This window comes from Microbacterium abyssi (assembly GCF_015277895.1).
In the GTDB taxonomy this organism is placed as follows: domain Bacteria; phylum Actinomycetota; class Actinomycetes; order Actinomycetales; family Microbacteriaceae; genus Microbacterium; species Microbacterium abyssi.
Genome location: NZ_CP063815.1, coordinates 1,213,189 through 1,234,489, shown reverse-complemented (window position 1 = coordinate 1,234,489; position 21,301 = coordinate 1,213,189). Strand labels below are relative to the sequence as shown.

Genomic DNA, 21,301 nt, shown 5'->3' with positions numbered 1-21,301 from the left:
CGGTTCACCAGACGCCCGATCAGCAAGACGATTGCAAGTAAGGACAGCCAGATGACGCTTCCGGACAAGAAGTACGATGTTGCCATTCTCGGGTGGTGGTACGGCAAGAACTACGGATCGATCCTCACTTACTACGGGCTGAACCGCGCGATCGACAGTCTCGGCCGCTCCGCGCTTATGGTGCACGAGCCGCTGGGATACAACGGCTACCGGGTCGACTGGCCCGACGACATCCTGTCCATGGAATTCGCCCGTCGCATCGGCTACGAATACACCGAGCAGGTGCACTACTCGGAACTTGCCGAGCTCAATGACATCGCACACACCTTCGTAGTCGGCAGCGATCAGCTGTGGAACCCACTGATCGGCAGAGTGAACGATGATCTGTTCCTGGACTTCGTCGGGCCACAGAACGATCGAGTCGCCTATGGCACTTCGTTCGGCAATCGAGGAACCGACAAGTTCAAACGGTACTTTGTCGCCAAGCACGCCGCGAATCTTCAGAAGTTCAAAGCCATCTCGGTGCGCGAAGGGTACGCGATCGACACCGCGGTCGATGTCTTCGGCGCGAAGGCGAGCCTCGTCGTCGACCCGGTATTCCTCCTATCCCAGGCGCACTACCGTGAACTGGCATCCAACGCCACCATCGCCCCGGAGGGCGAATACATGGCGGTCTTCTTCCTCGATCCCACTCCGGAGAAGCGCGCCGTCGCCCAGGCGATCGCCGACAAGCTCGGTTTCGACAAGATCCTCGTCATTCCCAATCCGGATGACGGACGCGAGCACGTCGCGGAGGTTTTCGCGCAGGAGCCTGGTGCGGAGATCCTCTCCGAGGACGCACCTGAGAACTTCCTCCGCGGTTACGCCGATGCCAGTTATGTCGTGACGGACAGCTTCCACGGCACAGCGTTTGCAACGATCTTCGAGAAGCCCTTCTCGTCGATCTACAACGCCAAGCGTGGAGCAGATCGATTCGCCAACCTTCTCTCGTCCCTCGGGTTCGACGACAGCCGCCGCGTATTCGAGATCGATGACACCGAGTCGATCGCCAAGAACCCGAACGTCACGCGCGAGATCGACTTCACAACGGCCCGAGAATACATCGAGTCGGGCCGCGAATCGTCAATGGAATGGCTGAAGAGGGCGCTCGATCCCGAGATGAAGGATTCCGCCGCACTCGATCCCTCGAAGATCGTCGTCCTACCCCCGCCCCAGAAGTTCACGGTCGAAGAGCCGGAGTTCACCGCCGGAAACTCCGCCTGGCGGGTCTCACACAAGCGCGGGGCCACCCGACTGAAGGTCGCCCGCGGCGGCGCTGTCCTCGGCAATCTCGTCTGGACTGATTTGCCGGAGAAACTGAACGAGGGTTCGAGCTACGAACTCGAGATCGACTGGACGCCGCGGACCACAGCAGAGTCCATTAACCTTCATGTTCGCAACCCCGAGACCGGCAAGTTCCGTGTCATCGGCTCGGTGAGCATGCCAGAGAAGTCAGGCACGGCGCGGACCGACAAGATCGCATTCCATGTCACCGAAGCAGGCCTGAGCCAGTTCATGCTGGGAGCCATTCATTTCAGCGGCCGGGGCGGCGGTGCCGAGGTGCGCAGCATCAAGCTGGAAGAGTTTCCGGACGGGCTCCCTGCAGCGAAGCGTCGCGCCAAAGGTGCCAATCCGGGAAGAAGCTTCGCCGGCCAGGCCAAAGCACTCGCCCTGAAAGATTTCGAACGCCGGAACCGCTCCTACGTCCACGGACGATCTCCTGAAGGCGTCTCAGGAGCGCGGGCGCGCATGATCTTTCACGCTCACGCCATCGAGAAAGGATTGAGCCGCTCTGATTTCCGCGCCGGCTTCGGCAAGATCGCCGTGCCAGGGCTCGCCAAGGAGATGAATGCATGGCTGGCCGCGGGACGTGGTGTCGATGACCCGTTCCTGCAGAGCTCGGCCGCGGTGATGAAGACATACTTCGAGCGACACGACCTGCTCAAAGCAGACGTGTCGCAATTCCGGCAGCTGTTCTCAGAGGCGAGTCAGGGCCTTATTGACGACATCACGCATCAAGAAGGCGGCGTGGTGCCGGCAGATCAGATTCGGGAGATCACCAGCGAAACGGACACGGACCGCAGCTTCATCGACGTGATGTACGGGCGACGCAGCGTGCGCGAGTTCACTTCGAAATCGGTCAGCGACGCAGACATCGCCCGCGCCGTGCAGATTGCGATGCAGGCACCCTCGGTCTGCAACCGTCAGGGCGCGCGAGTGCACCAGTTCGAGGATCCTCGCATCATCAAATCCGTGCTCGACATTCAAGGAGGCTTCAGCGGTTACCAGATGCCTCCGCGTCTGCTTCTCGTGACCGCGGACTTGGATGCGTTCCTGTTCGCGCCGGAACGCAATCAGCCGTTCGTCGACGGCGGGCTGTTCATGATGTCGCTTCTCCTGGGGCTGACGCAGGTCGGATTGGGCTCGTGCTCGCTGAACACGGCGATGGGCACCGAGAAGGAAACCGCGATCCGCAAGATCATCGATATTCCCGACCACGAGGTCTTCATCTCCTTCATCGCGGTCGGTCACTACGACGAGAAGGTCCTGGTACCGCGCTCGAAGCGTACCGACATGGATCACGTGTTGTTGCGCCACCGCAAGGGCTGACGCAAGGTGGGGGACTGGCGGACATGACGACAATGCAGGAATCGGACGGGAGCACTCCGACGACGGGGCACGAAGAGGTCGGCTCGGTAATGGGCAATCCTGTGCAAGCGGCGATCTGGCCGGAAGCGGACATCTCCACCGAACAGGCGCCCCACTTCCGGTTGAAGGGGCCGGTCGGGCTGTCACTGACCGATGGTGGAGCGGACTTCGGCCCTGGCGGTCACTTGGCCACCAACACGTATTACAACCTGTTCAATCTCGGGAAATGGCGCAAGAATTGCGGCGAATTGCCGCTGGAACTGCAGCTGTCCGGACATGGACGGTTTGTGCTGTCGATTCGGGTGTCCGGTACTATCACGTCCACGCACCAAATCTTCACAGAGACGATCGACCTGGACGGGACGGTCCGCCAACCAATCGTGTTCGGTGATCTGCGGCATGGCCCGGCGGTCATGTACTTCGAGTTGACCGCGCTGGATCATGCGCGCCTGGACGACTTCGCGTGGGCCACGACGGCGTCGCCACGAAGGACACCGGAGCTGACGATCGCGATCACGACTTTCCGCCGCGAAGACGAAGTCGCCAGGACCTCCGAGCGCTTCCGCAAGTTCCGGGCGCAGTCCCAACTGCGTGACCACATGCACATGCTGATCGTCGACAACGGCGGCACCGTGAGCATCGACGATGGCGACGGGGTGCGCGTCATCCCCAACCAGAACCTCGGCGGGTCAGGAGGATTCACCCGCGGGTTGCTAGCGGCAAAAGACGCCGATGCTACGCACTGTCTCTTCATGGACGACGACGCCTCTATTCAGATGCAGGCCATCAGCCGCACCTGGTGGTTTCTCGCGTACGCGCTGGATCCGCGTACCGCAGTGGCAGGCGGAATGATCAACGCCGCTTACCGCTGGCAGGTCTGGGAGAACGGCGCACGATTCGATCGTGGATGCATCCCGCTCTACAGTCGGCTGGATCTGCGCAAGCGCAAGGCCGTCTTCAGCATGGAGTATCAGACCACGGCTTCCGCCCCGGAGGACTTCTACGGCGGGTGGTGGTTCTTCGCCTTTCCGATCGCAGAGGCCAGGCACCTCCCGTTCCCGTTCTTCGTTCGTGGCGACGATGTGAGCTTCTCGCTCGTCAACGACTTCAGCATCGTCACCCTTCCCGGCGTGGCATCGATCCAGGAGAGCTTCACCGACAAGGCCTCCCCACAGACCTGGTACCTCGACTTCCGCAGCCACCTGATTCACTATCTGAGCGGCGCCGCCCGGCAGCGCACCTGGCGCGAGCTGCTCAAGATGGTGCGCAGCTTCTATCTGCGCAACATCCTCCGGTTCCACTACGACACGCTCTCCGCTGTCAATCTGGCGATGGAAGATGTCATGCGGGGGCCTGGCTTCTTCGACGACAATGCGGACATGGCGCAGCGTCGTGCGGATCTGAAGGCCCTCACAACCAGCGAGACCTGGAAGACGCTCGACGCAACACCCCAGGAACGGCTCGGCCGCTTGCCGCGCCCGCTGCGCGCCCTGTGGCTGGCCACGCTGAACGGCCACCTCGCGCCGTTCAGCGACCGCCTCGGCTCCCGGCTGGTCCTGTCCGCGCCGTACCGTGACGACTACCGCAAGACCTACGGTGCGAAACAGATCACCTACCTGAACGCCGATGGAACCGCCTCTTACGTCGTCCATCGGGATCGGCGCCGCTTTTGGCAAGAGACCATGCGGCTGTGGAAGAACACTCTTCGGCTGCGTCGGAACTTCTCGCAGCTGCATGAGGAATGGCGGCGCGGTTACGCTGACATGACATCAGATGCGTACTGGGATGACAAGCTCAAGCTGAACGGATCGGCCGAGTAGCGACCCAAACCGAGTGGGTCACGACATCACCTCGCGCATCGGCGTCGGTTACTATGGTCACAGCGTCCTAACCCCGCTCCCCGAGTGGACGACTGTTGATCTCGCCCTTATCCGCCACCGCGGCACATCAGAGGCGCGGTATCCGAGACGTACCCCATGATGATCGGCGTGAGAACAGGCCCCGAGCCGTCGCGCGTCAAGCTGCTAATACCCTGACGGAGGCCGACCGTGCCGCTCTCTGCCGCTCCTGGTGCAGAAACCGCCCCATATCGGGATGCCGACCCATCGCCGCACATCGACTCCGAGGCCACTCACCCTGCGAGCGCAACGTCCGGTGCCGCGACCGAGGATACCGCCCCGCCCACTGCCCTACGCCGGCGCGCCGAGCCCGACGTGCCTTTGCAATCCTCTTGGTTCTGGTGGATCGCCGCTGTTGTTGCACTGGGGATCTTCGTTTGGCTGCAAATCGAGGTGAGCCGCAGCGCCGTCGCGCCGCGGACGCCCTGGGACGAGATCCACCCGCTGCAGATCGCACGGCTGTTCTCTGGCGCCGAGTCCATCATGCCGCTCTCCGGCAGCGGGTACTATCCGGGCTGGGCGATCCTGATGACACCCATCTGGTGGTTCACACAAGACCCGGCGACGGTGTATCAGTCCGCCGTCGTGCTGGGCAACATCTTTGCCGCCGCGACGATTGTCCCGCTGACGCTGATCGGCCGGCGTCTGCGGATCACGGCTCCCCAGGCCGTAGCCGCGGCCGGGATCGTGATGTGCCTGCCGGGACGCATGGGAGCCGCGGACTACGCCATGAGCGAGCAGGCGCTGATGTTCTTCTACGCCTGGGCTGTGCTGGGGATGTTCGCGCTCTGGCGACGGCCGTCCTGGTGGCGTCTGGTACTGCTGGTGGGTGCGATCGCTGCGGCTTACCTCACGCACCCGCGCGCCTTAGCACTCGTTTTCACCGCCGTCGTTTGGCTCGTCTTTTACTTGCGTCGCAGCGTCACACAGTCCGTGGTCGGCGTGACGGTGTTACTCGTCGCCTGGCGAGTTATCGATGTGTTCGCCGCCGCGGTGAACGCCCCGGTTCAATTAACGGGGAGCAATAAGCCAGATATGGCGATCTCAGCGCTGCTGCGCGTGGAGCCCGCACTCACTGCCCGCGTCCTGTTCAGTCAGAGCTGGATCCAGGTCGTGGGCACTGCCGGCCTGTTCGCGCTGGGGGCAGTCGTGATCGTCGTGTGGATGCTGCGCGAGGTGCGCACTCTCCGCCTCGGACCGGGCTCGTTCCTGTTCGGTCTCACGATCGCCACCGTGGCCATGAGTGTCGTTTGGTGGACCCGGCCGGATATTCTCTGGAACGACGAATACGTCCGGCTCGACGCCTGGCTCTACACGCGCTATATCGACCATGTAGCCGCATTCGTTTGCCTCGTCGCGATCGCCGCGCTGATTCGCCGGGTTCGCGCGTCGATGATCTGGATTGCGCTGGGGGCCTTCGTGTTGGGTGCGATCGCCGTCGTCGTGCGGGTCGCCCCGGATGTCCCGCTGTGGGGAGTGCTCTCCACAAGCTCCTCTGCGATCAACAGCTGGCAGGGCCTGTTTCCCGACGAACCTTTCCACAGACCCCTCCTGCCGACGTTCACCAACGAAAACAGCTTCTGGCTATGGGGCTCGCTTTTCGCCGTGGTATGCCTCGCCGCCATGTTCGTGCTGCGCAGGTTCCCCCGCGTCACGGTCGTGGTGCTACTCGCGATCGCGACCGGACTGTCATTGACGGCCGACCTCGACCAGCTCAGGCCTGCACCGGTGAAGATCGCAGCCACTCTCGAGCAGGCAGATGCGGCGGTCGGCGACGGGATGCTGCCCGTGGATTTCGACTTCTCGTGCCAGCGGCCTGGGTCAGCGACACCACAGATGCTGAACTGGTCGGGCTATTGGTTCGCGCCGCGCGAGGTGCATTTCGCCGATCCGCCCGGCGGGCGCCCCTACACCTCGGATCTCGTCCTTTCGTGCCACGACAACGCGGAACTTCGCCAGAGCGGCGCTCTGCGTCTGAAGGGTGACGTCAACTACGGCTACCGCGTGTGGGTGCGACCCGGTCAGCTCCAGGACGAGCTCTCCGGCGCGCGGCTCCTCGAAGAGTAAGCTCGCGCGGCTGTGGCCGGGCGACGACTCGTCGGCCCGAGACGGCCAGCTACGAGTAGTTGGGTCGTCCCTGGACTATCTCGGCGATGAGATCGGCCTGCGCAAGAGATCGCTCCTTGACCTCCGGCAGGTGACGGGCGAACTTCGCGCGAACATCGTCCTTCGCGTCTTCGAGCGCGGTGAAGCGACCCTGCAGATGCTCCGGTGTGAGCTGGTCGTGACCGAACGCCCACTCCTCCAGGCCGAACATCTCCAACACCTCGCGGTACTTGTGGCTCCAGCCGATCACGAGCGTCGGCACCGCCATCGCCAGCGATGAGACCATGGCGTGGAACCGGCTGGCCACGAACAGATCGCATAGCCCGATGAGGTATCGAAGCTGCTGCGAGGAAAGCTCGCGGTCGATGAACAGCACGTTGCTGGAGACGCTCAGTCGCTGATGAATGTCCCGGCACAGCGGCAGGTCGTTGTTGTGGGTCTTGTCGGTGCCGGTGCGCACGCTGTGCGGGACCAGGAGCACCTTGCGCCCCTGTGCCTGAAGATGCTCGATGAAGCCGATGATCTGTCCCGCGTAATCGCCCTCTGCCGCATCGACCTTCTTCTGCAGCACCACGCTCGGGCAGACGCCGACGACATCGCCGTCGTCGAAGAACGACAGATCGATGTGGCGGGCGACCTCCTCGGCCTCGGTTCCCGACATCTCCAGTGAGAACGCATAGTCGGCTCCCGCATGGAGATTGGTCAGCCCCAGGCCCTCGGCGAACTCGTGTGTGATGCGGCCGCGAGTGACGAGCGTCTTCACCTTCGGGAGGAAGGTCTTGGAAGCCCATCGGTTGACGGGGTTGGTGAACGGGCCGACCGCCTGCGCGCACTTGAAAACGGGGGTCCTTGTGTTCAAGGCGGGGAGGATCGACGCGACGTTGTAGAGGAGGAACTTCTCGCGTCCGTCAGTGAACGTGATACCGCCCTGATCGAGCAGCACCGACGAATCCACCAGGGCTCCGATGGCCTTCGACCTCTTGCGGATCGTGCCGCGGAGGAAAGGCAGCACTCGGTATGCCAGTGCGAGCACGTTGATCGTGACGCCGAGCTGGCGGGGCGTGGCCGACACGATCTCGAGATTGTCGTAATGGTTCTGGTCCGCGTCCTCGCGCGGGTACATGCTCAGCAGCGTGAACTCCACATCACCGAGACGGTCGCCGAGCGTCTGGACGGCGCTCTCCAGCATCGCGGCTGCTCCCTTGTTTCCGGAGAGTGCTGATCCGATGATCGTGATCCGAGAGGTGGTCATGGACGGAGCTCCTTGGGTATGGTGCGTCGGATGAGGACGTAGATGAGGGCGACGGCCGCGTCGCCGACTGTACTGAGCAGTCTCGCCAGGAGGCTGATCACGATCGCCTCCGCGACAGGGATGTACTGGCTGAGCACCAGGACGATGATAGCTTCACGGACGCCGAGACCGCTCGGGACGAGGATCGCGAGGATGCCGATCGCTCCGGCGAGCGCGTACGCGGCGGCGAACGGAAGCCAGTGCTGCGGGGCGACGTCGGCCACGGCGGAGGCGATCAGGACGAATCCGACGCCGTTCACGATGCGTGGACCGATGAACTCGAAAAACGCGCGCAGCGATTGCACGCTCTTGAGGAAGTACTGCTTGGGCACGTCCTTCTTGAGGACGCGGCGAGCGGCCAGGTTCACGATCCGGTGGAACAACGGGCGGTACAGGACGAAGACCAGGGGGATCAGGACGAGCAGCGGCAGGACCAGGAGCGTGAAGTTCTCCCCGAATATCTGCGGGCCGAGACTGGTCACGAGGATGATCGCGGACGGCACGATCGACGCCAGCTGCAGGAAGACGTTCTCGTAGACGAAGCTGATGATGATCAGCGTCCGACTGATTTCCTTCTTCTTCGCCCAGACGACCTTGTTCGCGACCGATCCGACCTGACCGGGGATGTACTTGAGGATCCAGGAGAGGCACTGCACCGCGATGGCCTCGGCCGTCGTGAGCCGCGCACCGGGCTCGACGGCGCGCACGATGTGCATCCATGCGAGGCCCGTGACCGGGACCGCCACAGCGAACAGCACGATCGCTACCACCCAGCGCCAGTCGAAGGTCAGCTGCTGGGCCTGGAGCTGACTCCAGTTGTCGATCAGCGCGCGTGTGAAGAGCAAGCCGACGAGACCGACGACGAGGATCGTGGCCGTCCACCGCAGCACACGCCGCAACGGCTTCTTCTTCCGCGGCGGGGTCGCGCCCTCGGACTCGTCAGGAAGGCTCACGGTCAGTTGTACCGGCGGAAGGTGTCGAGCTCCTTCTTCTGCGAGTACGGCACCATCCCCTCCGGATGGGCATAACCGAAGGCGATCAGCATGACTACCCGATCGGTCATATCGAGGCCGAGCGTCTTCTGCATTTTGCGCTCGAGCGGCTCGAAGTCCGGCCAGTTGATGACACTGGAGCTGAGACCCAGAGTCTCGAGGCCGAGGATGAACTGCATCGCGGCGAGGGAGCTGTCGACATAGATGGCGTGCCGATCCCTCGGGCTGAAGTACGACTCGAGTTTCCCGACCACGACGGCGATCGCGGGGATGTTGTGCCCGTAGCCAGCGGTGCCGAACGGGATCGCCGACACCGTGCGGACCATCTCGGGGTCGTCGAATACACGGAACTCGTAGGGCAGACGGTTGCAGGCGGTCGGCGCCTGCCGGCCGAGCAGAAGCGCCTTGTCGATCAATTCGCGCGGGATCTCACGCTCTTCGAACCAGCGGACGCTGCGGCGCTGCATGACCAGTTTCTCCAGCGCACCGTAGTCGATGTCGCTGAGACGCTTCTTGGGATAGGGTATCTTCCCCGTGTTCTCTCCGGGATACGCGGCCGCTTCGAATCGCACTCGTGCAGCATCCACGGTCGCGTCGCCGGTGGTCGAGACGCGGAAGTACTCGGTGAGTACGTCGTGTGCCCAGTCCATCTCGCTCTGATCGAGCGTTCCGGGTGATGTGGAGCACTGCCGGACGGCCTCCTCGTAGAACTCGATCGTCTCCGTGATGTAATCGCGGGCGAAGATGTCTCGACGAGGCCGCATGATCAGCCCCTTCTCGAGTCGGTGCACGTTTCGGCGCAGCTCGACGTGCGTGACGCGATCGCGGTGCTTGTTGCGATAGTAGTCGCGCCGACCGCGGAGGACCGCGGTCTGCTCGCGGTTGAATGTGATGAAGCTGACGAAGTAGAAGAGGTGCGTGAGGACTCGGCTCGAACCGAACACCTCGAGGAAGAGACGGTTGACCGCCTCGTAGATGCGCCTGATCCACGTGATCGCGAGCAGATCCTTGGCGATGAGCTTGAGCTTGTTCAGCACTGATGTCTCCCGTAAAGCGCGCGTCCGCGTCAGCGGTCGGCGTCGCCGATGTCGTCCGTCGTCCGTGCGGGTTCCGCGGTCATCATGGAGGGGTGACGCGTCGCGTCTTCCGGGAGCACCCGATTCGGATCGATGATTCGATCCGGCGCGTACTGCAGCAGCTTGACGCGCTCGAGGGCGTCCTCCATAAGAGTCCTGTTGGTCCGCAGCATGTCGGAGATGACGACGAGCGCGATGCTCAGCAGACAGCCGACGAGCATGGCGCTGCCGAAGATGAGCGACTGGATGTGGTCGCCAGCGATGCCCATCCAGCTGAGGACGAGGAATCGTCCGAACGGGATCGCAGCCCCGACGAAGAACAGCGCGGCCAACGTGAGGAAGACCGCGTGCGGCTTGAACATGATGTAGCTGCGCATGATGGCCTGACCCGACCGGCCCATGTGCTGGAAGATGTTCTTGAACAGGCGCGATTCACGGGTCTTCGGGTTCGTCGTCACGGGAACGCTGGCGATGCGAAGGCGCTTGTTGCCCGCCTGGATGATCGTCTCCATGCAGTAGCTGAAGACGGTGACGACGTTCAGCCGGACCAGCGACTCGCGCGAATACGCTCGAAAACCGCTCGCGGCATCCGGCAGGTCCGTCTCCGCTGCGAAGTTCACGACCTGTGACCCGACGCCCTGCATGAACTTCTTGAACGGGGAGAAGTGCGCAATCGTCTTGGTCTGCCGATCGCCGATCACGATGTCGGCCTCGCCGGTGATGATCGGCTGGACGAGGTCGGCGATGCGCTCCTGCGGATACTGATTGTCGCCGTCCGTGTTCACCACGATGTCGGCACCGTGCTGCATGGCGTAGTCGACGCCGTCGCGGAACGACCGGGCGAGCCCCATGTTCCGCGTGTGGAAGACGAAGTGCTCGACTCCGAGCGATCGAGCGACCTCGACCGTGCGATCGCTCGAACCGTCATCGACCACGAGAATGTGGATCTCGTCGATGCCGGGGATCTCTCGAGGGATGCTCGAGAGCACGAGTGGGAGGGTCTCCTCTTCATTGAGACACGGGATTTGCACGAACAGCCGCATGGACGAGTGGATCCTTAAGGTGTGGTGTGGCAGGGTCATCGAATCGCAGCGATAACGCGTGCGCGAACGCCCCGACAGGGCATAGTCGACCACTGGACATTCTATCCGACCGAGCCGCGTCAACCAGCGAAGGCGACAGGGGCCAGCTCGTCGCACCATCAGATTCTCCAGTGGCGCCTTCCTCGACCGACGACTGTATCGCTCAGCGCAGGAAGTCGTCCTTTACCCATCCGGTTCCACCAGCGGTCTGAACCTGCCACCACTCGCCCGACTCGGCGAGCACCGCGACGAGGGTTCCCTGTGCGAGAGTGACTACCACCGGCGATGACGTGCTCGCCGACGCTCGCACGTTGAGCGAGGTCGTCGTCGTCGCGGTCGGCACCTTCTCGAGATCAGAGCGGAGCAGCCATCTGGTTGACGTTCCTACACGGAGTTCGAGCCAGTCGGCGTTCACGCGCACAGCCTGGAAGACAGACCCCGAACTGATCGTCTGGGCGCCGTCCGTGCAGTCATTGCTCGGTGCAACGCGCGCGGTGCTGACCGCACTCGTCCGATACCAGAGCTTGGCTGCCGTGGCATCCGACGGCTGCTTGCACGTCGTATCGGCCGAGGTCGCATAGCGAACGTCCGCACGCGAGATCCACACGGGCCCGGAACCGGCGTCGACTTGGAGCCAGGCTCCGTCCGCCGTCACAGCTGCCGCGGTCACCAACGTGCCCGCCTTGAGCTGTGATGACTCGATGTCGCAGTCGGTGGTAGGCGCCTTGCGCGCGGTGGCGCCGGCGTCCAGAACGACATACGCCTTGTGGGCGCTCTTCGTGTCGGATGGGACGGGACACTGAAGCTCCAGAGTCGTCGCCTTGCGGACAGACCCGCGAGGAACCCAGACCTCCCGACCGCCGATCGTGGTGTGCAGCCAAGCCTTGTCTGCGGTCACCAGATCCGCCGTGAACGTGACGCCCGCACGAATCGAAGAAGTTTCCTGCGCGCAGCGGGTGTCGGGTGCGATTCGTCCCGTGGTGGCTGTCGAGACCACATAGACGAGCTTCGCCGGCTTGAGCACGGACGGCGGCACGCACACGGCTTCCGCCGTGGTCGCGCGCCTGGTGTCCGAGCGCTTGATCCAACTCTCGCCGCCGTTTACGCGCACGAGCAGCCAATCGTCGGCTCCGCCGACCGCACGCACCACCTGCCCGGCCGCGACGGTCTTCCCGCCGTTCGCGCAGACGTCCGCGGGGCCAGTGCGCGCGGCGGTCGTCCGCGTCGTGACATAGGCGTACTTTGCCGCGGTGACGTCCGTCACATCTGAGCACAGCCGATCCGCCTGCGTTGCGTACGCGAGCTTGCCACGTGGAAGCCATTTCTTCGCCGTTCCCAGATCGACCAGCAGCCAATCTCGCTCCGCTGTCGCGGAGACCGCCTGGACGATCGTGCCCGCCTTCACTGTCGATGCCGTCGTACTGCATGCCGTATTCGGCGCGATACGAGCGGTGCTGCTGCCGGTGGTGATGTACGTCTTGACTGCAGGAATCTGTCCTGCCTGCGGGACGCAAACGCCTTCAGCCGTCGATGCGCGGCGCATTTCGTTGCGATCGACCCATCGCTCCGAATCGCCGACGATGACTTTCAACCACCCGCCGGTGCTGCTCACGGCGCGTACCGCCGCTCCCTTTGCGAGTCCGGTCCCGACAGTGTCGCAGGCGGCATCCGGTCCGGTCCGAAGGGGTACGTTGCCCAAGGCGACGTACGCGTATTTCGCGGCCGTCGCAGAATTGGGCACCACACAGCGGGCCTCATCGCTGGACGCCTTCCTGGTGTTCTCACGCAGGATCCATCGGTTCCCGGACTCGGTCCTGACCTTTAGCCACAGCCCCGACTTGCTCACGGCAACAGCGCGGACTGCAGCACCTGGCTCAAGTGTCACGGCGTCGGTGCATCCGCTGCGAGGAGCGAGTCGCGCCGTCGCCTGACTGGTGATCACGTAGGTCAGCTTGGCGGGATCGGCGGCAGCCGCCATGGTGCACTCCGCCTGCGCGGCGGACGCCCGTTCGACTGACTTTCGCTTGATCCAGCGCTTGCCCCATTCCGTCTTTACCTGCAACCAGTCCCCCGCAGCAGTCACCCTGACCGCCTGAATCACGGTGCCCGCGGGCACCCATTGCACCTTGAGATCGCAGCCATTGCGAGCGGACGTGCGCACGGCCGCGCTGTCAGCCGTCACGACATACGCGTACTTCGCGCCTTTCGTGCCGCCGGCGGGAGGCGTGCATTCAGGATGCGACGGCGCCGATGTCTGCGTAGACCCGAACCAGTCGGTGAAGTAGTTGTAGAAGTTGCGGTTGCCGTAGCTCGAGCAGCCGTCGCCCTCGCCGTAGTTCGCGCGCATCGCTGCGGCGTTCGGCTGATAGGGCGTGTAGTAGTAGAGCGCAGCAGTGGCCTTGTTCGCGACGTACACGTTGCCGCGGCCGCAGGAAGCGTTCGGGTGGTACAGGATGCCCCAGGTCTTTCCCGGTGCGTACCACTGGAAGTACTTGCCCTCCATGTAGATCTGCATCTGGCGGGCGGCACCGTAGATCTGGTGGAAGAAGCCGATGTAGTTCGGGTCACACGGTGCGGTGTCAGGGCAGCCTTGCCCCAGTGCGATGTTGTACCGCCACGCACTCGGCCACACGTGCGTCACAAGACCCTGTTCCTTCTGGAGCATGACGATGAGCACTTGTGGGTTGATGTCGCACGCCTGCGCGACCCGATAGATGATTCGAGCGGCCGACTCATTCGCAGCGCCCTTGTAGCCACTGCAGTACGCGTCAGCCTGACGGTTGACCGACGTGATCTTGAAGTCCTTGAGGCAGACGAACGGCTTGCCGTCCTCGTCCTTGCCGACGACGCACTTCGAGACCTTCGAGTTGAAGAACGACTGGATCTGGGCTTCGGTCATCGTGCGGTTGTTCGTGAATACCGCATCGCTGATGATGTTGCCCGCTTTGAAGCCAGCGAGTGATGTCTTGGCGATTCCGCTCTGCATCGGGTCGCCGGCGCTGCGGGCGAGAACGGTGGATGTGTTCACCGATGCCGATGCTGTCGCCACCTCGAGCGGTGCGACGGTGCCGACCACGACAGCTGCGACGGCGACGAAGACCGCCAGGAATCGGGGGAACCGGAGCACGCTTCGAGAGCGCGCGACACGACGAGACATGTGACTAGTGTGACTGAAGTTGCGTGATGATGCCACTGGGATTCATGAAATCGCATAGGAACTCGGCGTGTCGCCGCGATTAACAGGTTCTCGGCAGAAAAAAGGGCGTTCGCTCTAGAGGTCGGAATGCAACGTCCAGACCCGCTCCGCCGAGCTCGCCCATGAGAAGGCTCGACCGCGGTCGCCCGCCAGGACACCCAGACGCGTCCGCCCCGCGCCGAGCGCATCGGTCACGGCATCCGGCAGATCATCCACCGCTACGAGGACGCCGCCCTCGGCGATCGTGTCACGATGCATGCCGCTTTCCACGGCGATGATCGGAACGCTCAGCGTCATCGCCTCCATGGCCCGCCACGGCCACGCCGCGAGCGCGTTCGTGGCGACGAATGCCGATGCCTCGGCGAGCACCGCCGCACGATCCTCCGCAGGAAGCGCGCCTCGGATGTGCGCGCGCCGTTCCGGGAGCCCCGCTGCCGCAGCCAGATCCGCCAGCTGCGGTTCGGTGCCGTCGGCGGCATCCATCACCACGGCGTCGACATCGGCGGCTGCCGCCGCGCGGAAGCCATGTTCGAGCCCGTCCGGCGCCCCGGACAGCACGATATAGCGCTCCGGCATCGAAAGGGCACGACGCCGGCCCACGCCGTCGACCGGGACAGCGAAGCCGCTCGGAGGGGCGCCAGCGATCACGCGCACGCGGTCCCCGAGCTTCGCGAACTCGCTGATCCGCTGGGCCATCGCGTGAGTGGGCACGATCACGGCGTCGGCGTGCTTCACCGCGCGGCGCAGCATGCCTCGCTGCCAGGCCACTGTCGACTTGGGCAGCGTCTGCGGAGCCTCCCACGCGTTCAGGTCCCACACGGTGATGGCGATCTGATGGTTGTCGTGGAGCCGGTCGTGCTTGACGAGCGGCGCCATCAGGGACGGTGCATGGATGAGGCCCGCGCCGACCCCCGGCGCGAGTCCGAGCTGCCATGATGCCGCGAGTTCCCGACGTCCGAGTGCAAGCCTGCGCACTTCCACGACACCGTCGATATCCACGTCCGCGCCGGACGGCACGATCGCATCCACCGTGCAGTCCCTCGGCGCCATCGCGATCAGCCCTGCGGTCAGGTCACGCGCGGCCCTGGCCTGATCGGCATCGACGACCGAAACGATCTGGTCGAGGACGACGCGCAGCTGAGCTCCCATATCGCAAGGATAACGGGGCACGCGCAGGATCCCGCGACCTTCCGGCCCATGCTTGAATGCAGGTATGACGGACGGGCGGCTTCCGGCGCGGCGGCGCTGGATCGGATGGACCATCACGGGTGGCATCGCGCTGCTCCTGCTGGCGACCGGCTGGGTCGTCATCCGCGGTGCAGGAGCCGTCAGCGAACTGCAGAACGTCCGGAACTCCGCCGTTCAGCTGCGCGCCGCGATCTCCGCAGGTGACATCGAACACGCCGAGCGCATCGCGCCCCGCCTCGTCACCTACTCCACGCAGGCTCGCGAACTCACCTCCGACGTCGTCTGGCGGGCCTTCGAACTCCTCCCGTTGCTCGGAGCCAACTTCACCGCTGTGCGCGAGGTGTCCGACATCGCCAGCACGGTCGCGAGGGATGCCGTCGCCCCGGTCGTCGACCTCGCCGGCGACATCGACCTCGCCAGCCTCGGCTTCAGCGGATCCGGCATGGATCTCTCCCCCTTCGCCGAATTGGAATCACCGCTCGCCGCCGCAAGCGCGAGCCTGAGCATCGCCGACGTGCGCGCTCAGCAGATCGACGCGGACGCCACTCTGCCTGTCCTCGCCGACGCCGTGCGCGAGATGCGCGACGTCGTCACCGAAGCGGCGACGGTCGTCGGCGCCCTGCACGGCGCATCCGTCCTGCTCCCGCCGATGCTCGGCGCGGACGGCCCTCGCACCTACGTCGTGGCCATGCAGAACAATGCCGAGCTGCGCTCAGACGGAGGCATCGTCGGGTCGCTCGCCCTGCTGCGCGCCGAAGGCGGACGCATCACCATCGTGCGCCAGGCCTCCACCGCCGACTTCCCTGCGCTGGACAGCCCCCTCCCCCTCAGCGACTCCACCCTCGCGCTCTTCGGCGATGGCCCGGGCCGCCACATCCAGAACGTCACCAGCATCCCCGACTTCACCGAGGCAGGCCCTGTGCTCGCGCAACGCTGGGAGCAGCAGTTCGGCCAGAACGTCGACGGTGTCGTCGCGATCGACGCCGTCGTCGCAGCTCATCTCCTCCGCGCAGCCGGCAGCATCTCGTTCGGCCCTTTCACCGCGGACCCCGACACCATCGTGCCGATCCTGCTTTCAGAGATCTATGCGACCATCCCGGACCCTGCCGAACAGGACATCGTGTTCGGGCAGGCGGCGAGGGCCCTCTTCTCCGTCGCGCTGTCCGGAGGTGATCCGAAGCAGCTCATCGCCGCCCTCGCCGACTCCGCGGACGAGAACCGCATCCGCATCTGGAGTGCTCATGAGGAAGAGCAGGAGATGCTCGCGGCATCCACGCTCGGGGGCGCCCTGCCCACCGACGGCGAGCGCGGACCATACGTCGGCGTGCTCCTCAACGACGCCACCGGCGCGAAGATGGACTTCTACACGCGGGCCCGGATCAGCACCGCCGTCGGGATCTGTCACGGCGAGCCGACGACGCAGGTGCGGGTGACCTGGTCCAATGACGCGCCCCTGGATGCCGAGCAGTCACTGCCGCGCTACGTCACCGGAGACGAGGTCTTCGGCGTGGACGCGGGTCACGTCCGGACGCTGGTCGCGATCTACGGCCCGGAGGGCGCCATGGTGCAGTCCGCCGACCGGGACGGTGATGAGGCGCCGGTGCAGACGGCTCTGATCGGCGCGCGCAGCGTCGTGCAGCACGAGGTGGAGCTCGCCCCCGGCGAGTCGACGACGATCACCGTGTCCTACATCGGAGAAGGTGCCGGTGACCGGCTCACGCGCGTGCAGCACACCCCCATGATCGACGCGCCGGAGACGACGCGATCGAAGTTCGTCTGCAGATGATGACAGATCGACGCGCGATGCGTTAGTCTCATCACCACTGGGGAATATCGGGCTCTGAAAGCTGCCGTGGGGGCAGCGGAGTCCGCACAGACGAACGCAGGGGTGTGTTCGGCTGTGATTCCGCATGTGTCTCTCTGGGGGAGAAATCATGCTGAAGAAACTGGCTGTGATCAGCCTTGCCGCAGGTGCGCTCGTGCTCTGCGCACCGGTCGCCGCATCTGCGGCGCCGTCGGATTCCGCGCCGCTCATCGCTCACTCGTACGCGGAGCCTCCTGACGTGACCGTCGACCATCCCGTCATCGACAGGTGCGAGGTCTCGTCGATCGTCTTCGGTGCGGGGTTCTTCGATCCCGGCGAGGACGTGTCCGTGGGCATCTCCGGTTCGAACGCTGCCGGTGCCTCCTACTCGGGCAACGTCGCGGACGATACAGGTGCACTCGCGCTCACGTTCCGGCCGCCCGCCGATGGCGATGCCCGCTATGCGGTCTCGCTGGACGGCTCGCGCTCGTACACCGCACAGATCACGGTGTCGCACGGGCAGGACGCGGCAGCGAGCTGCGATCATGACCCCGCGGTCGCCGCCGGGCTCGCCCGCACAGGCGGAGGCGTCTCGCCGTGGATGATCGGGGGCGGCGCGATGGCGCTACTCGCCGGCGGAGTGCTCGTCACGGCAGCCGCGCGCAGACCCGGTCATCACTGAAGCGGTGACCGCTCACCGGGTGAGGGCAGACTCTCCCCTCTGACTGCCCTCGCGCCGAGTCGATCGATGCGAATCGGACGGCCTGTTGCTCACCGCCCCAGACGTGGGGTGGTGAGCAGTGGCTCCCGAACCTCGCTACGGCGTCGGCGTCGGCGTGGACGTCGGCGGGTGCAGCGTCTTCTGCGCGAGATCGCGAATGAAGGCGTAGTCCGGCTCGTACTCGTCGACGCCGTTCTCCGGCACCAGCTCGATCGAGGTGACCTGCTGCTCCTTCGCCTTCAGCATGAGATCGAAGAATTCCGGCAGTTTGTCCTTCGGGAGGTCGGTGTCGACGAGCACGTTGCCCGCGTTCGCGATGTCGTTGAAGCGCCCGAGGATGTTCTGCGGCGTGAACTGGTCCAGGATCGCGACCTGCAACTGCCGCTGACGCTCCATGCGATCCCAGTCGCTGGTCGTGTACCGCGAGCGGGCGTACCACTGCGCCGTATCGCCGTCCATGTGCTGCTGTCCGGGCTCGATCCACCCGATCGCCCATTCATTGACGTCGGTCCCGGTCCAGCCCTCGGGAGGACCGCCCTTGGGCAGACGCTCGGTGACGTTGATGTCGACCCCGCCGAGGGCGTCGATCATCGCCGCGAACCCGTTCATGTCGATGAAGACGTAGTACGGGATCTCGATCCCGAGGATCCCCTCCGCAGCATCCTTCGTCGCCTCGATACCGGGCGCCGAGCCGTGCGATGCCGCGTCGGGGTACAGCTCGGACCCCTCGTCGTCGCGGCACACCTCGGCGGCGTAGCGGACATGATTCATCCACTGGTTCCAGCCGCACGTCGACGACTGACGACCCTCGAAACCGTCCGGGTACAGCGCCTGCATCGGGCTGCCGTCGCTGAACGGCGCGTGCGGCAGCTCCCGTGGGATGCCGAAGATCGTCACTGATCCCGTCGTCGCGTTGACCGACACCACCGAGATGCTGTCGAACCGCATCGAGTCGCGTCCGTCGCCGCTGTCGGCGCCGAGCAGCAGGATGTTGTAATACCCGTCGCTGGGCTCGACGCTCGGACCGCTCTGCCCGAAGATGTCGCCGATGACTCCGCGACTGGTTCCGGCTGCGGTGGCCGCGTACCCGGCACCGGCACCGAGAAGCCCCACCACGAGCATTGCGACCACGGGAATCGCGATGCGCGAGATCGGCGGCACCTTCACGAGTCGGACCAGTCGCAGCGTGTCGAACGTGAGGACGATCCACAGCACGGCGTACGCGATGAACAGCACCTGCAGCACGGTGAGGAAGAACCAGTTCGACGCCAGATTGATCAGCGCCGAACGCCAGAACAGCGCCGTGACCGCCGCGAGGAGGACGAGCAGCCACCCCAGCAGCGTGGCACCCAGGCCGAACCGGCCGAGCCTCCGGTTGCGTCCGGCGAGGATCTGCGCCGATCCGGGGACCAGCACGTTCATCGCGACCAGCCACCAGCCGCGCCGGCCCATGAGCGCCGGGTCGGCGGCGTCCGGGTTGCGCAGCGGCCGCGGCTCGATCAGCCGACGGCCCGCGCCTGCCGTCGCGCGGGGTGCGGCAACGGTCACAAGGAGCCCTTCAGCCGCTCGTTCTTCTCGGCGACCTGGGACTCGAGCTTCTTCGCGTAGTCCTCGACGCGGTCCGCGATCGCCGGGTCCGCGGTTCCGAGGATGCGCGCCGCAAGGATGCCGGCGTTGCGCGCGCCACCGATCGACACGGTGGCGACGGGGATGCCGGCGGGCATCTGCACGATCGACAGCAGCGAGTCCATGCCGTCGAGGTACGCGAGCGGGACGGGCACGCCGATGACCGGGAGCGGCGTCATCGACGCCAGCATGCCCGGCAGGTGGGCGGCGCCGCCGGCGCCGGCGATGATGACCTGGATGCCGCGTGCGCGCGCTTCGCGCGCATACGACATGAGCTTGTCGGGCGTGCGGTGCGCGGACACCACCTCGACCTCGTGCGGGATGCCGAAGTCGGCGAGCGCCTGGGAGGCGTCACTCATCACGCGCCAGTCGGAGTCGGACCCCATCACGACGCCCACGGCGGGCGCGCTCGAAGTGTGCAGTGGCTCAATCACCAACCCAGGGTACGGTCTGAACCCCGGGGTTCCGCTGAACGGCGCGCGCTGCGCCGGCGGATTCACGCGAAGTGGGCTGCGGCGGCGCGCGCCGTGTAAACGACGTCATCGAGGTCGTCGCCGGCGGCGTTCACGTGGCCGACCTTGCGACCGGGGCGCGCATCCTTGCCGTACGTGTGGATCTTGGCGTCCGGATGCTCGGACATCGCCGCTCCGAATCGATCCTCGAACGTTCCCTCTGCGGGGCCTCCGAGGATGTTCACCATCGCCGCCCACGCGGCACGGGGCGAAGGATCGCCCAGCGGCAGGTCGGCGACCGCCCGCAGGTGCTGCTCGAACTGGCTCGTCACGGCGCCGTCCTGGCTCCAGTGGCCGCTGTTGTGCGGGCGCATCGCGAGCTCGTTGACGAGGATGCGCTCGTCATCGGTCTCGAAGAGTTCGACGGCCAGCATCCCGGTGACACCGAGGCCCTCGGCGATCTGACGGCCGATCCCTTCGGCCACCCGCATGAGACGCTCCGCTGCGCCCGGCGCCGGGGCGAACACCTCGGCGCACACGCCGTCGCGCTGCACGGTCTCGACGACCGGGTAGGCCGCGATCTGTCCGCTGGGTCGGCGCGCGACCTGCTGGGCGAGTTCGCGTCGGAACGACACCAGCTCCTCGACGAGCAGCGGCTCCCCGTCCGCGGTCTGCGCGAACCAGTCGGCCGCGTCCTCCGACGCCCGCACGACGCGCACGCCCTTGCCGTCATATCCTCCGCGCGGAGTCTTCACCACGGCTCGACCGCCGTGGTCGTCGAGGAAGGCCTGCAGTTCTCCAGCGTTCGCGATCGGCGCCCAGTCCGGCTGCGGGACACCCAGCTCGGCCAGGCGGGCGCGCATGACCAGCTTGTCCTGTGCGTACTGCAGAGCGTCGGGGCCGGGGTGCACCGCAACGCCGTCAGTCACGAGAGCACGCAGGACATCCTGCGGCACATGCTCATGGTCGAAGGTGACGACGTCGACGTCCGTCGCGAAGGCCCGCACGGTGTCGAGGTCGCGGTAGTCGCCCACCGCTGTCGCCGCGAGCTGGGCTGACATGCCCTCCGATTCGGCGAGCACGCGGATTTCGAGGCCGAGCTCGACCGCCGGTGCGATCATCATCCGTGCCAGCTGTCCGCCGCCGATCACGCCAACGCGCAACGCCATGTGGGTCTCCGT

14 protein-coding genes are annotated in these 21,301 nt (G+C 65.2%); 5 read left to right on the top strand and 9 right to left on the bottom strand.

The genetic code is table 11. The features are described from left to right. The first annotated feature begins 51 nt into the window (after nucleotides 1–51). The 3 genes from IM776_RS05975 (at nucleotide 52) to IM776_RS05965 (ending at nucleotide 6,653) form a co-directional block, all read left to right on the top strand. Complete coding sequence (locus IM776_RS05975) at nucleotides 52–2,649, top strand: polysaccharide pyruvyl transferase family protein (RefSeq protein ID WP_194422080.1); 2,598 nt, start codon at nucleotides 52–54, stop codon at nucleotides 2,647–2,649. Nucleotides 2,650–2,672: 23 nt separating this feature from the next. After that, nucleotides 2,673–4,508: a glycosyltransferase family 2 protein gene (locus IM776_RS05970; RefSeq protein ID WP_228479939.1), complete on the top strand. Its 1,836-nt coding sequence runs from the start codon at nucleotides 2,673–2,675 to the stop codon at nucleotides 4,506–4,508. A gap of 393 nt (nucleotides 4,509–4,901) precedes the next feature. Continuing rightward, complete coding sequence (locus IM776_RS05965; protein ID WP_194422079.1) at nucleotides 4,902–6,653, top strand: hypothetical protein; 1,752 nt, start codon at nucleotides 4,902–4,904, stop codon at nucleotides 6,651–6,653. Between the two features lie 49 nt (nucleotides 6,654–6,702). Here IM776_RS05965 and IM776_RS05960 read toward each other — a convergent pair whose 3' ends face one another. The 6 genes from IM776_RS05960 to IM776_RS05935 all read right to left on the bottom strand — a co-directional run bounded on the left by IM776_RS05960 (nucleotide 6,703) and on the right by IM776_RS05935 (nucleotide 15,478). Next, a complete protein-coding gene (locus tag IM776_RS05960; protein WP_194422078.1) occupies nucleotides 6,703–7,944 on the bottom strand; it encodes a polysaccharide pyruvyl transferase family protein in 1,242 nt (413 codons plus the stop codon). Then, entirely contained in the window at nucleotides 7,941–8,936 is a 996-nt protein-coding gene (locus IM776_RS05955; protein ID WP_194422077.1) for a lysylphosphatidylglycerol synthase domain-containing protein, read from the bottom strand. Before IM776_RS05955 ends, IM776_RS05960 begins: the two co-directional genes overlap by 4 nt. A 2-nt stretch (nucleotides 8,937–8,938) precedes the next feature. Further along, nucleotides 8,939–10,012, bottom strand: a complete 1,074-nt coding sequence (locus IM776_RS05950) for a nitroreductase family protein (protein WP_194422076.1) — start codon at nucleotides 10,010–10,012, stop codon at nucleotides 8,939–8,941. 29 nt (nucleotides 10,013–10,041) lie between these two features. Beyond that, nucleotides 10,042–11,094, bottom strand: coding sequence for a glycosyltransferase family 2 protein (locus tag IM776_RS05945; RefSeq protein WP_194422075.1), 1,053 nt, complete (start codon nucleotides 11,092–11,094; stop codon nucleotides 10,042–10,044). Nucleotides 11,095–11,296: 202 nt separating this feature from the next. Then, nucleotides 11,297–14,290: an SH3 domain-containing protein gene (locus IM776_RS05940; protein ID WP_194422074.1), complete on the bottom strand. Its 2,994-nt coding sequence runs from the start codon at nucleotides 14,288–14,290 to the stop codon at nucleotides 11,297–11,299. 114 nt (nucleotides 14,291–14,404) lie between these two features. Next, a complete protein-coding gene (locus IM776_RS05935) occupies nucleotides 14,405–15,478 on the bottom strand; it encodes a glycosyltransferase (RefSeq protein ID WP_194422073.1) in 1,074 nt (357 codons plus the stop codon). Nucleotides 15,479–15,542: 64 nt separating this feature from the next. Between IM776_RS05935 and IM776_RS05930 the strand changes: the two genes are divergently transcribed. Then, nucleotides 15,543–17,303 carry a DUF4012 domain-containing protein gene (locus IM776_RS05930; RefSeq protein ID WP_194422072.1) on the top strand — a complete coding sequence of 587 codons (1,761 nt, stop codon included), beginning with the start codon at nucleotides 15,543–15,545 and terminating at the stop codon, nucleotides 17,301–17,303. A gap of 148 nt (nucleotides 17,304–17,451) precedes the next feature. Beyond that, nucleotides 17,452–18,003 (top strand): hypothetical protein, encoded by a 552-nt coding sequence (locus IM776_RS05925; protein ID WP_194422071.1) that lies wholly within the window; start codon nucleotides 17,452–17,454, stop codon nucleotides 18,001–18,003. 135 nt (nucleotides 18,004–18,138) lie between these two features. Here IM776_RS05925 and IM776_RS05920 read toward each other — a convergent pair whose 3' ends face one another. The 3 genes from IM776_RS05920 to IM776_RS05910 form a co-directional block, all read right to left on the bottom strand. Further along, nucleotides 18,139–19,590: an LCP family protein gene (locus tag IM776_RS05920; protein ID WP_194422070.1), complete on the bottom strand. Its 1,452-nt coding sequence runs from the start codon at nucleotides 19,588–19,590 to the stop codon at nucleotides 18,139–18,141. Further along, nucleotides 19,587–20,054: a 5-(carboxyamino)imidazole ribonucleotide mutase gene (gene purE / locus IM776_RS05915; RefSeq protein WP_194422527.1), complete on the bottom strand. Its 468-nt coding sequence runs from the start codon at nucleotides 20,052–20,054 to the stop codon at nucleotides 19,587–19,589. Before purE ends, IM776_RS05920 begins: the two co-directional genes overlap by 4 nt. A 110-nt stretch (nucleotides 20,055–20,164) precedes the next feature. Continuing rightward, on the bottom strand, nucleotides 20,165–21,289 hold the full coding sequence (locus tag IM776_RS05910) for a 5-(carboxyamino)imidazole ribonucleotide synthase (RefSeq protein WP_267237939.1): 1,125 nt from the start codon (nucleotides 21,287–21,289) through the stop codon (nucleotides 20,165–20,167). Nucleotides 21,290–21,301: the final 12 nt, after the last annotated feature.